At 48.7% G+C, this 14083-nt stretch carries 14 protein-coding genes and 1 tRNA gene; 8 read left to right on the top strand and 7 right to left on the bottom strand.

What is annotated here, in order from left to right; translation table 11 throughout:
- The first annotated feature begins 3 nt into the window (after nt 1-3).
- Nucleotides 4-720: a retropepsin-like aspartic protease family protein gene (locus MEALZ_RS01060; RefSeq protein WP_014146722.1), complete on the top strand. Its 717-nt coding sequence runs from the start codon at nt 4-6 to the stop codon at nt 718-720.
- A gap of 2 nt (nt 721-722) precedes the next feature.
- Here MEALZ_RS01060 and MEALZ_RS01055 read toward each other — a convergent pair whose 3' ends face one another.
- Nucleotides 723-1544 carry an alpha/beta hydrolase gene (locus tag MEALZ_RS01055; protein ID WP_014146721.1) on the bottom strand — a complete coding sequence of 274 codons (822 nt, stop codon included), beginning with the start codon at nt 1542-1544 and terminating at the stop codon, nt 723-725.
- Between the two features lie 827 nt (nt 1545-2371).
- Between MEALZ_RS01055 and MEALZ_RS01045 the strand changes: the two genes are divergently transcribed.
- From MEALZ_RS01045 to MEALZ_RS01020, 6 genes are all read left to right on the top strand, one after another.
- Entirely contained in the window at nt 2372-2803 is a 432-nt protein-coding gene (locus MEALZ_RS01045) for a hypothetical protein (RefSeq protein ID WP_017841213.1), read from the top strand.
- A 638-nt stretch (nt 2804-3441) separates the two neighbouring features.
- Nucleotides 3442-3684: a DUF6868 family protein gene (locus MEALZ_RS01040; protein ID WP_014146718.1), complete on the top strand. Its 243-nt coding sequence runs from the start codon at nt 3442-3444 to the stop codon at nt 3682-3684.
- Between the two features lie 42 nt (nt 3685-3726).
- The gene (locus tag MEALZ_RS01035; protein WP_223842338.1) at nt 3727-6660 is read left to right on the top strand and encodes a UvrD-helicase domain-containing protein; all 2934 of its coding nucleotides are present in this window, start codon (nt 3727-3729) and stop codon (nt 6658-6660) included.
- A gap of 75 nt (nt 6661-6735) precedes the next feature.
- Nucleotides 6736-7182: a recombinase family protein gene (locus MEALZ_RS01030; RefSeq protein ID WP_014146716.1), complete on the top strand. Its 447-nt coding sequence runs from the start codon at nt 6736-6738 to the stop codon at nt 7180-7182.
- A 136-nt stretch (nt 7183-7318) separates the two neighbouring features.
- Nucleotides 7319-7558 carry a type II toxin -antitoxin system TacA 1-like antitoxin gene (locus MEALZ_RS01025; protein ID WP_014146715.1) on the top strand — a complete coding sequence of 80 codons (240 nt, stop codon included), beginning with the start codon at nt 7319-7321 and terminating at the stop codon, nt 7556-7558.
- 4 nt (nt 7559-7562) lie between these two features.
- Nucleotides 7563-7871 carry a type II toxin-antitoxin system RelE/ParE family toxin gene (locus tag MEALZ_RS01020; RefSeq protein WP_014146714.1) on the top strand — a complete coding sequence of 103 codons (309 nt, stop codon included), beginning with the start codon at nt 7563-7565 and terminating at the stop codon, nt 7869-7871.
- Between the two features lie 131 nt (nt 7872-8002).
- Here MEALZ_RS01020 and MEALZ_RS01015 read toward each other — a convergent pair whose 3' ends face one another.
- The 4 genes from MEALZ_RS01015 to MEALZ_RS21305 form a co-directional block, all read right to left on the bottom strand.
- On the bottom strand, nt 8003-8419 hold the full coding sequence (locus tag MEALZ_RS01015; RefSeq protein WP_162472898.1) for a transposase: 417 nt from the start codon (nt 8417-8419) through the stop codon (nt 8003-8005).
- 95 nt (nt 8420-8514) lie between these two features.
- Nucleotides 8515-9261 carry an IS21-like element helper ATPase IstB gene (gene istB / locus MEALZ_RS01010; protein ID WP_014146713.1) on the bottom strand — a complete coding sequence of 249 codons (747 nt, stop codon included), beginning with the start codon at nt 9259-9261 and terminating at the stop codon, nt 8515-8517.
- Entirely contained in the window at nt 9248-10807 is a 1560-nt protein-coding gene (gene istA / locus MEALZ_RS01005; protein WP_014146712.1) for an IS21 family transposase, read from the bottom strand. The genes istB and istA overlap by 14 nt, the downstream gene beginning before the upstream one ends.
- Before the next feature lie 124 nt (nt 10808-10931).
- Nucleotides 10932-11627: an ISL3 family transposase gene (locus MEALZ_RS21305; RefSeq protein WP_223842365.1), complete on the bottom strand. Its 696-nt coding sequence runs from the start codon at nt 11625-11627 to the stop codon at nt 10932-10934.
- A gap of 355 nt (nt 11628-11982) precedes the next feature.
- On the opposite strand from MEALZ_RS21305, the gene MEALZ_RS00995 reads away from it, so the two are divergent.
- Nucleotides 11983-12058: transfer RNA gene (locus MEALZ_RS00995), tRNA-Thr, on the top strand.
- Nucleotides 12059-12263: 205 nt separating this feature from the next.
- Here the strand turns inward: MEALZ_RS00995 and MEALZ_RS00990 are convergent.
- Together MEALZ_RS00990 and MEALZ_RS00985 are read right to left on the bottom strand one after the other, a co-directional pair.
- On the bottom strand, nt 12264-12698 hold the full coding sequence (locus MEALZ_RS00990) for a hypothetical protein (protein ID WP_014146710.1): 435 nt from the start codon (nt 12696-12698) through the stop codon (nt 12264-12266).
- Between the two features lie 50 nt (nt 12699-12748).
- Nucleotides 12749-14047, bottom strand: a complete 1299-nt coding sequence (locus tag MEALZ_RS00985; protein WP_046060919.1) for a transposase — start codon at nt 14045-14047, stop codon at nt 12749-12751.
- Nucleotides 14048-14083: the final 36 nt, after the last annotated feature.

Raw genomic sequence — 14083 nt, 5'->3', positions numbered from 1 at the left:
GCTATGTCCGGAAAAAACTCGATCATTGCCACCCTGTTAGCGTTGATGTTAACGCTCGGCATCGCACAAGCCGATAGCCTTAAAACTCAACTCGAACAAATCATTCATGCGCAGAGCATAACAATAAAGAATTTACACTTAGTCCAAGACGGCCCTCCCCTTCGTCTTAGCGGCACACCGGATCAACAATTAAAACGATTGCTAAGCGATTATAACTTTGTTCAATTATCCAACAAGGAAGGAAATATCGAAAAAATCATCATCACCAGCATCAAGCGCTATGACAACACGCCGCCTCCTGCAGTTGTTGAAAAGCCTAAGACCGACGCCAGTTATGCCATCAAAACCACCCGCAGCGGTTCGCATCATTTGGTCCAAGCCGAATTATCGGGGCCTTACGGCATCAAACTGAAAGCCAATATGCTGATCGATACCGGCGCGACCACTCTGGTGTTACCCGCCTCGCTTCAATCCGCATTGGGTTTTACCGACAGAAATTTACAACCTGGATTCAGCGAAACCGCGAACGGCAGAGTCGAAATTATGCAAGGCAAGCTTAAATCGGTCGTTATCGGCAAAGCTCAAGCCGATAACGTGGATGTGAGTTTCATTGCGGACGATAAATTACAATCGAGCGGCTTGCTGGGTATGAGCTTTTTAGGACGTTTCCAAATGACGTTCGATGATGCGAGCAATCAAATTATTTTAAAACCTTATTAATTTTATTCGCCAATAACTGGCTCAGTTTCATCGATAAAGTGCATCACTTCCTGCCACCACGGTAATTCCGGAGCCAGCGGCAAACTGTTGTGATCGGCATTTTTAAAAGACCACAGCCGTTTATGACATTGAAGCGATTCATATAAATTTAGGCTATAGCGATTCGGAATGGTTTGATCTTCTTCGGCAGTCACCATGGCAGTATTGCCGCTGTAGCCGTTCAGGTATTTGAGATTATCGAACCGGTCGCGAATCAGCCATTTGGCCAAAAACAACCAGTAATGGTGTTGCGCAACATTAGCCATGCTATCGAACGGCGTCATCATTACAATGCCTTTAATCGGGACTTTTCCGGAATGCACGATTCCCCCGACCACACCGCTACCCAGCGACTCGCCCCAAAGAAAAATGGGCTCGCCGAAATCGTCCCTCGCTTGTGTTGCGATGGCAATACCGTCGCTGATCAATCCCGATTCCGATGGCGATCCCGATCTTGCGCCGTAACCCGGATATTCCGCAACAATAACCCGGTATCCCAGCCTTTCCAATGCATTGAAGTAATAAACCCGATTGATCGCGCTTCCCGCATTACCATGAAAAACGATAACCGTACCTTTATCGCCTCTCTTGGTCGATTTAGACATCAAGCCAAGATAGTTTTCCTTTGCCGGCCAAAGTTCCAGATTTAGCCGTTCAACCAACTCTTGTTGCCTCACTAATGTCTGCTTTACGGGAAAATAAATCAGGTTTCGTTGCCATATAAATAAAGCCAGAAGAAACAACAAATAAGGCAACAGTATCGAAAGCATTCGTTTAATGACCATAATCAAGTCGCATCGTTAAAATAAACCATTTGTCGCTCATTCCAAAAAGAGCAGTTGGCATGTGTTGTAGACCGTTCGTGCTGAGCCAAGTCGAAGCATGAAGGGTCTACAACACTTTCACCGGCTTGGTGAAGCCCAAATTACCCCTCACACCCTTCGACTGGGCTCCCCTGAGCGCACCGAAGGGCTCAGGGCGAACGGTAGCTTGAGGTACTCATCTGCTTTTTTAGGCTTATATCTTATCCATATCCTTCGCGCGGCCACATTTTCGGTTTTCTGAAACAAATTGTTCACACGCCTTGCATCTAAAACAAGATGGAACTTTGCCCCCTTTGAAAAAAGGGGGCTGAATATTTACGCGCTAAGCATAACCCATATTTATTTACTGTAATCCGTGGGAAAATACCTTTTTTTTCGCTCGGTAAGCAAGAGCTTACATAAAGAGGTTCCCAAACCGTAGAGACTGTGAAAATTATCGGCGAATACATCATAAAACAATTTATTCACCATGAAGAACATGAAAACAATGAAGAAAAAGACGATAAAATCAACAATCTAATTATTCATATGACTATGAATTCATGTTCTTCATGGTTATTTCGCAATATTGAATATTCTCACAGTCTCCGTAATTTCGGAAACAGCAGGGAGGATCTGAATACTTACAAAAAGCAAAACGTCAAAAATAAAAAAAATCGGTTATTTTTAGCTGGCCTGCCCTATTTTTTAACCTTAATAAACCCTCGATGAACTTATTACTCAACTATCTTTCGCTTTGTTTGTTCCGACAAAACCCTATAAATTTAATCCCCGGACCATCATTCGTAATGAAGAACTTGGCGTTCTATCTTGTTTCGGGCATGATCGTCGAGGGGCTTATTTCCGATCCGGTCAGCGGTACATTGGAAGTATTGATGAGGACCATAATGGCTTTCTCATTTATCACTGTTTTTTTGCTGACGATGAAGAAATGGCAATTTTTTAAACAAGTCTTCACTGCCATTTTTGTCTGCGAAAACTTTATCATCACCCTGGCGATTGCCGCTGAAGTGCTGGATGTTGTTATGGTAATGAGGCATGTTGAATATCAAGAAGAAATATCAATCGGGATCAGCGTGTTTTTAGTCATTTGGTATATTGCAGTTATCAGTTATATTTTCCGTCAAGTCTTTTTGTACACGGCAACGCCAAGCGTTATTTCAGCGATTGCCTACTTTATTGCCAGTTACGGCATACCGATGCTAGTTATGGAGCTCTAAAATCATCTCAAGATTCGGGCATCTTCATGCTTTCATCGATTATCCTAGACAAAGCATTTCCTGATTAGCAAGATGCTTCAGCTTGCCGAGGCCAAGTATCCGAGCAAGGACCAGTCGTAGTCGCAAAAACTAAAATATGCTGTTACCCAAGCTCCAGCTTGGGTAACCTGTTCAGGAAGCTCTAGCTTCCCGAAAATCAAGAAAGATTGAACGAGCGAGCGAGTCGGGTTTGATTCAGAATGTGCGGAGGTTGTGTCGGTCTCAGGAAGCTGGAGCTTCCGGGGTGTCTTTCCCAAGCTGGAGCTTGGGAAATAGCGTGATGTGGGTTGGCCGTTTTTAGCTTGACGCGCATGGCTTGCAAACCCCGTCCTGCTAGGGGATATGCTGATCTTTGGGCTTTAGCTGAAGAAACTTGCTAATCAGGAAGCATTTTGTCCACGAAAATCACGAAAATATTTAATTAGTTATACCTTTCGCACTTCAAATTTCGGCAGTACCCTAGGAGGCGCCGGGGTGCTCTTCAAAGGCTTTGCCAGCATGGACGTATTCACGGCGCCCTTTGACGGGCACCCCGGTGCCGAATTTTGATCTACGATAGGTATATTATTTTCCCCTTAACCATCACAAGAGACCCGCTCATGAACATTGAACTAATACGTGACGTCCTTTTATGGTGCTCCATAATCAACTTCAGCGTGCTGCTTTTGTGGGGACTGCTCTTTATCTCCGCTCACGATTGGATGTATCGATTACACGGGCACTGGTTTCGCTTGCCGGTCGAACAATTCGACGCCATACATTACGCAGGCATGGCGCTTTACAAAATCGGCATCATTCTGTTTAATCTCGTGCCTTATATTGCCTTGCATATCGTCGCATAAGAGCACGAAGGCACAGGCAAAGGATTGTCCTTGAATACTTCGTTGAAAACATCATTCCTCTACCGAATCAGCCGCTTGGCCGCATTATTCGCCTCGCATGCCAATCATGACCAGTTGTCTTTAGCCGAAGACGGCATAATCTTGCATAAAGGCGAAATACAGCTCCGAATTGCTCATCTGGCGATCGGCAGCGGCATCGTCTTGGAGCCGGGCTACTTCTGGGATGTACTGGCATTTCATCTGGAGTACAGCGAGACCGTGCGCATGGGCGGCATCGCTAAAAAACGATCGAAACGCTTGCAAACCGACTTGCAGCAAGCCAACCGCCAATATCTCCACGATTTTTATCAACGCCTGGTTCCGGAAATAGAAAGCGCTTATCAACAGGCGCGCCCATGGTTTTCCGGAGATCGCTATATCTGCCGAATTGCCGTACGGCAATGGCTGAAGACGCATCGAGACTTGGTCAAAGGCATTCAGCGCAAAAATATACAACGCTTTTTACCGGCCGATACGGCACATGCCCTGCAATTCATCCGCCCTTTGTTAAACCACGGATACGACGCGGTCGAGCGCTTGAATGAAACTTATATCGAACGTCAAATCGAGGCATTTAAATCCTTTTTCGACGACGTGGAGAGCAATCCGTTAACGACCCATCAGCGCCGCGCCTGCGTGATCGACGAACAGCACAATCTAGTATTGGCCGGTGCCGGTACCGGTAAAACCAGTACGATGATCGGCCGTGCCGGATATTTAATCAACGCAAGACTAGCAAGGCCGGAACAAATCCTGATGTTGGCATTCGCCCGCAAAGCAGCCGAGGAAATGGAACAGCGAATACAAGCAAAACTTCGCATCGATACGCTGACCGTAAAAACCTTTCACAGCCTGGGCAAACATATCATCGCCCAGGTTGAAGGCGTTGCGCCGACCATCGACAAAATGGCCGAGGACGAGCATCTTCGCACCCGGTTTGTCGACGAACAAATCCAAAGGTTGCTGCAAGACGATCAATACAAGTCTCGACTGGTAACTTATTTCTTGCACTTCAGCCATCCCTATCGAAGCGCCTTCAAATTCAAAAGTCTCGGCGAATATAACCGTTATATTCTCGAAAACGACATCCGCACGCTGCAGGGCGAATTGGTCAAAAGCTACGAAGAATGCGAAATCGCCAACTTTCTTTATCGGCAGCGTATCGCCTACCGCTATGAGGCTAATTATCAGATCAACACCTCGGGACCGGATTATCGCGTTTATCAGCCCGATTTTTACTTGCCCGATTACGGTATTTATATCGAACATTTCGCCGTCGACGAACATCAGCAAACGCCGCCGTTTATCGACCGGCAAAGCTATTTGGAGGCAATGGCGTGGAAACGGGCCTTGCATCGAAAACATCGGACCACCCTGATCGAAACCTACAGTTATCAGAAGCAACAAGGCGTTTTGACGCAATCGCTGGAACTGCAACTGAAACAAGCCGGTGTGGTTTTCGATCCGCTACCCAACAATGAATTACTTCAGCAATTGCGTCAATTCGGCCATATTTCGCAACTGGGTCAATTGCTGGCTCAGATGCTGGCACTGTTTAAAGCCGCCTATTTGAATATCAAAAGCCTGGTCGCGCTGACTCAGCAACATGAAGATCATGAACGCATGCACGCGGCGGCTTTTTTGTTTGAGCCCATTTACGAAGCCTATCAACAGTGTTTGCTCGACACCGATACGATTGATTTCGAAGACATGATCGGGCGAGCGATCGACTATGTCGAAGCCGGACGCTTCCGGTCGCCGTACACGCATATTCTGGTCGATGAATTTCAAGACATATCGGCCAGCCGCGCCCGACTGATCAAGGCTTTGCTAACTCATAACCCGAACCACAGCCTGTTTTGCGTCGGCGACGACTGGCAATCGATTTACCGTTTTACCGGCAGCGATGTCACGATCACCCAGGAATTCGAGGAACATTTCGGCGATACGGCCTTGAGCATTCTGAATCAAACCTTTCGTTTCAATAACCAAATCGGTGCGGTAGCGTCCCGGTTTGTCATGCAAAACCCAACGCAAATCGCCAAACGAATCGAAAGCCATACCGTCATCGCACAAGCAGCCGTCTCGCTCATCCGGACTCGGCTCGATCCGGTCGGCCTGAATGCGGCATTATCGGCAATTAATGCCAAGACCGCCGTTCAGGCTAGTGTATTGATCTTGGCCCGGTTCAATTTTAGAAAACCGGATTTGTCGAGCTTAAAACGGCAGTATCCCAAACTTGCCATTCAATTCATGACGGTCCATGCCTCGAAAGGCAAGGAAGCCGATTATGTGATCGTGCTAGGGCTGGAAAAAGGCAAAAACGGTTTTCCGTCGGAAAAAAAGACCCATCCGTTAGTGGAGCTATTACTACCGAAAGCCGAAGCATTCGACCATGCGGAGGAAAGACGTTTGTTTTATGTCGCGATGACCCGCGCTCGGCATCATGTTTACCTGATCGGAGATGCCGACAAGGCTTCCGATTTTATCCGCGAACTGGTTGATCAACGCTATGAAATTCGCATTGACGAATTTACCGGCGAGGGTTTTCAGGAGAAAGTGGCCGATATTTCCTGCCGCGAATGCGAAACCGGTTACCTAGTGCCGAAAGATAGCCGGCATGGCAGCTTTTTCGGATGCAACCAATATCCGCTATGCACGCATACCGAACCGGCCTGCCCCGAATGCGGCGGCGGTTTACGCCAAGAAGGCCGGTTTCGGATCTGCGAAAACCGGCGCTGCGATCATGTCGAACCGGTTTGTCCTGAGTGCGGCGGCAAACTCAGCTTGAGAAAAGGCCCTTACGGGCAGTTCTGGGGCTGCTCGCATTTCCGCAAGAACTCTGAATTTTCCTGTAATCATACCGAGCAATTTATCGATCTGAAGGACGCGAAACTACTCGCTTCTGAGGAAAAAAGGGTCGGAACCCCCGCTTAAAACCCTATCAATAGACCTTAATTTGCATTATGAAAGACACCCTATCACAGCATTGGAAATTCTATTGAGAGAAACATGATTATCGGTTACGCCAGAACGACGACTGAACAAATTGCCGGGCTTGAAGCGCAACTTCGAGAACTCGAAGCGGCTCAGTGCAAAAAAATCTTCCGGGAACAGGCTTCCTCGGTTTCCGTCCGGGCTCAGTTAGAAGCGGCCTTGTTCGTGACAAAGTTGGACCGTTTAGCCCGATCGGTTGCGGGTCTCATGGCCATTATTCAGGCGCTGGAAAAAAAGCAGGCCGGCCTGCGCATTCTTAACCTGGGCATGGATAAGAAAACGCCCACCGGCAAGCTAATGCTCACCGTCTTGGGCGGTGTCGCTCAATTCGAGCGGGAAATAATGTTGGAGAGTCAGCGGGAAGGCGTCGCCAATGGCGTAACAAAAACGCAGATTGCCCAGCAGCTTAACATCGGTGAGGCCAGTGTTTACCGGATTTTAGCGGATAATAAGAAGGGCTGAATATAATGGTACTTTCCTGTGCACCTAAAAAATGACCGTTTTTGAGAGATGAATAAAAACAACAAATGTACATTTGTACTCATGTTGTTTTTGGTGCTAGGATGAGTTTGAAAATCATTACTTGGAGGATACGGTCATGCGTTTGTCCATTGAAGTCACCCCCGAACAACATCAACGGTTAAAAGCCGTCGCCGCCTTGCATGGCCAGAGCATCAAGGATTATGTCTTGGAACGGGTATTGCCGGCTGAAGATAACGAAGCGCTGCGTCAACTAGAGGCGTTCTTGCTACCTCGTCTCGCGGAAGCAGAAAATGGGGTATTCTCGAATAAATCGATAGATCAAATTTACGAAGAAGTTTTGCAGGAAGCACGGTAAAGGAATGCCGATTTACGAGCTTACATTACAGGCGGAATCCGATATCCGCGACATTATCCGTTATACCTTAGAGCGGCATGGCGAAAAGCAAGCCCTTTGCTATAAGAACGCGTTGCAAAAGAAATTCTGCGCAATCGCTGAAAGAGCCGTCCATTCCCGCCCCCTCTCAGAGCGCTTTCCACAAATTCAGGTAAGCCGCTGTGAGCATCACTATATTTTTTATGTTCATCCGGAAAGCAAACCGCCCCGGATTATCGCGGTCTTGCATGAAAGAATGGATCTGTTAACCCGACTCGCAAATCGGCTTAACTGAGTGTCTTTCCGAAAAAAGTGGTCAGGTTGAATTAATAACTTAAGCTGACCCATTTTTTGCCTTTTTTGCCTTTTTTGCCTTTTTTGAAATATTTTTGGCTCTTCCGGATTTCCCGTGGTGGCACCCAATATCTAGTGTTTCGCAAACAAGATTTGGCGTCCCTGGACATCTAGCCAAATATGCTGGAATAATCGACCCAGGTTATAAATGCCATAGCAGCGGCGCTTGATCACTTTGATTTTATTGTTCAGTCCTTCGATAAAGCCGCTGGTTTCGCGTCCAATAAAATAGTTTGTGATCTTATCTCGCCAGTTATCCAACGTGGTGATAAAAGGCGCAAAACAGTCTAAGCCTAATGCTTTGATTCGCCCCAGCCATTGCGTTAAAGCTTGTTCGGCCTGCGTTTTACTCTGCCGCCGCTCAAAAATACCGTCAGCACTTCCCGTTGCACATACACGTCTTTCAAGATCGGTGCATGCTGAAACAGCCGCAGTAACATGACTTGTTGTTCTTCTGTTAGTGCTGCCCAAGGTTTTCGGAAAGCCCACATCACCCCTTTCAATTGCGCATAATCTGACTCCGTGTCAATGGCCAACAGAATTGAGCCAGTTTTGGCCATTTAAATTGAGCCACTTTTCCAGGGTTACGATGCTTGATTTAGCTTTGATTTGAGTCGATAACTTTCCCCTCCCAGCATAAAAATGTGTGAATGATGGATGATGCGGTCGACGATGGGTACGGCGACGTTGTCATCGATAAAAAACTCGCCCCAGTTGGTGAATTCCTTGTTGGTGGTCAGGATCACCGAGCGGTATTCGTACAGCGCATTGATGAGCTGAAACAGGTTGTGCATGCCTTGTTTGTTCATCGGCAGGTATCCTAGTTCGTCGATGATCAGCACATCGAATTTGAGCAGTTGGTTGATTTTCTTTTTCAACTCGCCTTTGAGTTCGGCCAGTTCCAATACCTCCATCAAGCCTAGTGCGGTGTTGAAGCTGACCTTATAACCGGCATCAATGGCTTTCAGGCCGATGCCGATGGCCAGGTGGGTCTTGCCGACCCCGGGCGGTCCGATGAAGACCACATTGTCCCGATTGTCGATAAAGCCGAAGTCGAGCAGACTGTTGACTTCCCGTTTACTGATGGTGGTCTGAAAGCGATAATCGAACTCTTCCAGGCTTTTGAGCAAAGGAAAGCCAGCGCGTTTGCGGTTTTGCTCGATGCGCTTGGCGTTGCGCTGGCGCTGTTCATGTTCAACCAAGCTTTCGGCAAACTGCAGGTAGGAACTTTCATGGGTCTCGGCTTGGCCAAGCAAGGTCGGCAAGTGCTCGGCAATGGCCGTCAGGCACAAGCTGCGGTATTGCCTGGCAATCTGATCAATGGATGGCATGGCTCTCTCCTTGGCCAGCCGAGTGGCCATTCAGGGCACGATAACGGGCCAGCGGACATTCTTGCTTGATGGCGGCAGTGGCCTGCTCTGATGGCGGCATCGATAGGGCATCGCTGTCGTCCGAGCGTCCCACAGACTGCCGCCAGGCCTCCAGTCGTTCTTTCAGGCCGCTGGCCGTTAACCGAGGCGTGTCGATCAGTCGCGTCAGCACCGCTTCGGGAATCGCACCCTGCTGTTTGATCTGCTCGGTCAGCACCTGCTTGGCACCGGCCAGCTGGTCTTTGTAGATTTTCGGCGAGCTGGCTTTCAACAAGGCACATAGCTGAGTCACGACCGCCGGAGACGGCAGCAGTTCATGCAAGTCCTTTTCAAGCGTTTCGATGCGTAGCGACATATCTCGGTAATGATGCCGGTTCTTGATAATTTGCCCCTTTTCCAGACACACAGCATGTTCGGCGATCACTTTGTGAGTACTGAGATCGCTGATCTGGATGACGCCGTTAGCTTCATGCACGGCGACACGGGCGCATTGATACGCCATCGGTACCGAGTATTTATTGGATTGCCAGGCGATCAAGCCGGTTTTATCCGCCTTGCGGGTGATGCGGGCCTGGCTGGCGGTAGCGTCAACACAAGACGGCGTCAGGTAAGCCCGCATATGGCCTTGCTCGTTGGCCGCGTAATGTATCGCCGGTTGTTGGCCGGTGGTGCCGTGTCGCCGTTGATTGGCTATCCCGTCGAGCCAGTCGGTCATATGGGCCTTCAAAGCATCCCAGTCGGTAAAAGTCTCGCCATACAAGGCATTTTGTTTGACGTATTTGACCCCGGCCTCGACCTTGCCTTTGCTTTCCGGATCATAACCTTCACAAGCCCGAATCGTGAAGCCCGCTGCCGTGGCGTACTGATGGAAGCGCTGGTTCAAGCGCAACTCGCGAAACACTTCGCTAATGACCACCAGCTTGGTCTGATCGTACACGCACTCTTGCGGCATGCCGCCGAAATAGCGAAATGCCGCATCGTGCTGGCGAATCAGCATCTCGGTATCAATCGGCTTGGCACAGATCGAAACATGCATCAGACGCGAATACGATAGCACAAACACCATGAAATATACCGTCGTCGCCACGCCGCCAATCATCACATCGCGGAGTTCGCCGCCATCGACCTGGCATTGTTCGCCCGGCACCATGTCCAATACCGGCTCATAATAACGCGCCTGCTTAAAGCTAATCTCTTGCTTGAGAGCCTGTATATAACGCCGTACCGAACGGTCGGAAACGGCCAAATCGTCCACTTTGGCCTTCAGTTTGCGCAGCACTTTGACCGCTGACAAGCCCGGATAGGTTTGCAGCAACTGAATAATGTAGTCGCGGTAATCGTCCAGCTTCTTACCACGGGATATCTCTTCCTGCAGGGCACTAATGTCCGCAGCCGACAGCTTCAGGTATTTGCTCACGGTGTTACGGGAAATACCCAATTGACTGGCAATCTGACGCTCGGATAAGCCGTTGCCATCGTTGTATAACGCTTTAATCTGATGGATCACAATCCACTCCTTCATGACGCTCCCTGGAAAAAATTCAGGGACTCTGTCAGATTTATTGGTATAAATAAAGTCTGAAAAAGTGGCTCAAAATTGTTGGCCATTTCTGGCTCAGTTTAATTGACCATTAACACTCCGGCAGTGTCTTTTTCAGACGCTTCATTTCGGTTTTGCGCGCTTTATCGGCGCAGTCACGATAATGTTTGGCAACATGGAAGCGATCGACCACGACCTGAGCCTTGGGCAGGGTTTCTAGAACCGCATTGCCATAGCCTTCGTTCATGTCGATGCAGACTTGGCGAATGCTTTGGCATTGACAAGGCGGCAGCGTCTTTAAAAAGGTCTTGACCGTCTCTTTTTTGCGATCCGGTAACACTGCTAAGATATATTTCTCACGCTGCGCCGTCAGTCCCGACACGATGACGATAAAATCCTTATGCCCTTTCTTCAAGGCGATTTCGTCAATGCCGAGCAATTCCAAGCGGGGTACCGCTGACCAGTCCACTTGCCGACGAATATGACGATCCAGGATGCCCTCAATACACTCGACACTCAGGTTCTGTTTCAGGCTGACGTCACTGAGCGTGCTATTAACCAACTCGCGTGGAATCCAATTTTCATAGGCCTTAGTATGGGGCTCATACCACTCGCAGCGCTGGGACGTGGTCGGCCCTTTGTCACAGTAGGAGCATTGAAAACGCTTCGGTCTGATGCGAATCCAAACCGGACGATCAAAGATGGGCAAATGCCGTAACGTAATGACTTTGCCGTAACCGTGAAATTTGTCGATCGTTCGACCGCATTGGCGACACCCCTTTTTTATCTCGTCGATTCGGCACAGTGGAAAGGTGCGCGATACGCACCTCGGTATATGTCATTTTTTCTGACCTGAAAATCGGTTAATTTCGACAGCCTAGGTGCGAAGTATGTCTGTCGAGGCCGTTATTAAACGTCTTTTCGATCAGATAGAAGTCAGCATTTCAAATCTGAACAATTGGTTCTCGATGAGGTCTTAACTGCATTCGATGACTGCGACAACGCCGAAATTTTTATCCGTTAGTTTCAAAGATCTGTTTGCATTCCAAGCAAATGCTTAGTCGATCTATTCGAATATTTTTTAAATAAATTCAGTTCCTTGTCAGAAGATCATGAAATTGATTAAAATCCGCCGCAGAATTGCCGATGTAGCTCAGTTGGTAGAGCAACTGATTCGTAATCAGTAGGTCGCGGGTTCGAATCCCGCCATTGGCTCCAGATAAATCAAGGGCTTAGACTAAAATCTAAGCCCTTTTTTATTGCCTGTAATTTACGGGTCAACCTCGAAACGGTGTTTACAGAAAGTTATTAAATACTAGCGAACGCAAAAAAAAGCCGGGGCAATGCCCGGCCTTGATTCGATTGCTGCATCCGTTTTTATCAAATACGTCACGCGTGACGTATTTGCCAACATCCGTATCGTTCAGATTTCCAGCTTGCCGGACCGGAACGAATACCCCGCTTCCATGAATACGCCCAAATCATCGCCGCTCAGCGCCGAAACATTGCAATAGGCTATTACCTTGCCGTTTTTCAGTAATTCGAACAGTGGTGGCTTATGCTTTGGGTTCAGTCGAACAACCAATGCGATCAAGTCGCACAATAACGCCGTTCTCATGATCGATTCTCGTTCGGTCGGGTCCAATGCTTCAGCCGCCTTTTTCAATCGACTGGCGAAGTCTTGGTATTGCTCAGGTGAAAGCTTCGGTTGTTTTCCTGCAATGCCGATGGTTTTAGCAATCATGGTCTTGCCCCCAAAATTGACTTGATCGACCGCAATTCTCCGGTAACGGTTTTGCGTTCGGCTTTGGGCATTGCTGCCGGTGTGTACGGCCGAAAGCTTGCGTTGTCGTTCCACTGTCCAGGGTTCACCCCCATAAGCGCCAACTTAAGAATCTAAGTATTTGATTAAGTAAGACTAACGCCACCTCCCCGACCTTCAATAATGAGCTCCAAAACACGCCCCGGCAAACCCTGAAGCTTTCTCTTGCGCGGACGCTCATAGAGGCTTTTTGTGCAGTCATCGATAAATCGCTTATTTATTGGAAAACAAGCCGTAAGTCCTGCCTTGATCTCATTGGCGATCGTGCGCCATAAACGCCAATGGGTAATCGAACGATCACCGTCCATTGTGGTGGCCGCCCGGCCGAATCGGCGCTGCGCTATTTTTTGAGTCACTGCAGCAAACAGTAACTTGCCATGCAAATATAAATCCGCCAGCTTGCTGTCTTTTCGGGCGCGTAGCCGGTCGATATCAAGCAAGCTCTTTAGCCGCTTTATGACCAGCTCCACTTGCCAGCGAACCCGGTAGAGCTCAGCGATTGATTTCGTGTCGAGCAGCGCTTCGGGGAGCGAAGTAAAAATCAACACCCAGCCGCTCAGCATCAAGGTCTTTTGGCTCGCCGTGCGACCTTTATCACGCGCGCGTTGTTTCGCTTTGCGGCGTGCTTGCGCCGCCTGTTCCGGCGGTAACGGCATCGCATGCACCACGCCTTCAATACGTTTGTCTTGATGGCACAGATAAACGGGTATCGCACCCGGCTGACCATTCAAATCGCGTATGCGCTGTTCCCAATCGATTTTAACACCTTTCGGTTCGTTGCACCGTTCGTAAAGGGTCATGCTGTGTGGATTGTAGCGCAGCACGACGTGGCCGCCGCGATCAATGACCGGGACTAAAGACTTCGGTTGGTTGTAGCCTCGATCAAGCAACGCGACATCACCTGCAGTCAACTGATAGTGATCCAAGCTCTCGCCGACTTTATCGGTCGTGACGTTGACCTCGCGAAGTGTCAAGCTCATCAAGTCGATCGCCACATGCAAGCGATACGTTGTTTCTTTCGCGCCGGGTTCTTGCACGGTCGAACCGTCAATCACAATGAAATTCAAGGAGCCATTGTTAATCTGTTTATCCAATCCGAACACACGCTTCAGTAACGACTTGATCCACGCCACGCAGGCCGCCAGTCGCTTGGTCACCGCCGTGTCGCTCAAATAGCCTTGAAGCTTGGCAACTTCGCCGGCACAGCTGCGCAACGACAAGTCCAGTCCGCAATACAACAGGACTAACTGTAATAATTGCAACGGTGATCGGATTTTCCGTGCCCGTGCAAACGCCTGTAATTCATAGGCCTGCTCCTGGAAATCTGCTGGAAGCTCTTGCAAAAAGTCATCAAAAAGGGTATCTGTTAGCTGTGGCTGCTTCATAGGGATTTTCACTTTCGTCGGTAAAAATACTCTATG

The sequence above is a fragment of the Methylotuvimicrobium alcaliphilum 20Z genome (assembly GCF_000968535.2).
Lineage (GTDB): Bacteria > Pseudomonadota > Gammaproteobacteria > Methylococcales > Methylomonadaceae > Methylotuvimicrobium > Methylotuvimicrobium alcaliphilum.
Note: the sequence above shows the minus strand (reverse complement) of the source record. Positions and strands in the feature narration are given on the sequence as shown.

Excerpts from the sequence above, each read along its gene's own strand:
- MEALZ_RS01060 (WP_014146722.1), top strand. The coding sequence starts at position 4 with ATGTCCGGAAAAAACTCGATCATTGCCACCCTGTTAGCGTTGATGTTA.
- MEALZ_RS01055 (WP_014146721.1), bottom strand. The coding sequence starts at position 1,544 with ATGGTCATTAAACGAATGCTTTCGATACTGTTGCCTTATTTGTTGTTT.
- MEALZ_RS01045 (WP_017841213.1), top strand. The coding sequence starts at position 2,372 with ATGAAGAACTTGGCGTTCTATCTTGTTTCGGGCATGATCGTCGAGGGG.
- MEALZ_RS01040 (WP_014146718.1), top strand. The coding sequence starts at position 3,442 with ATGAACATTGAACTAATACGTGACGTCCTTTTATGGTGCTCCATAATC.
- MEALZ_RS01030 (WP_014146716.1), top strand. The coding sequence starts at position 6,736 with ATGATTATCGGTTACGCCAGAACGACGACTGAACAAATTGCCGGGCTT.
- MEALZ_RS01025 (WP_014146715.1), top strand. The coding sequence starts at position 7,319 with ATGCGTTTGTCCATTGAAGTCACCCCCGAACAACATCAACGGTTAAAA.
- MEALZ_RS01020 (WP_014146714.1), top strand. The coding sequence starts at position 7,563 with ATGCCGATTTACGAGCTTACATTACAGGCGGAATCCGATATCCGCGAC.
- istB (WP_014146713.1), bottom strand. The coding sequence starts at position 9,261 with ATGCCATCCATTGATCAGATTGCCAGGCAATACCGCAGCTTGTGCCTG.
- MEALZ_RS00985 (WP_046060919.1), bottom strand. The coding sequence starts at position 14,047 with ATGAAGCAGCCACAGCTAACAGATACCCTTTTTGATGACTTTTTGCAA.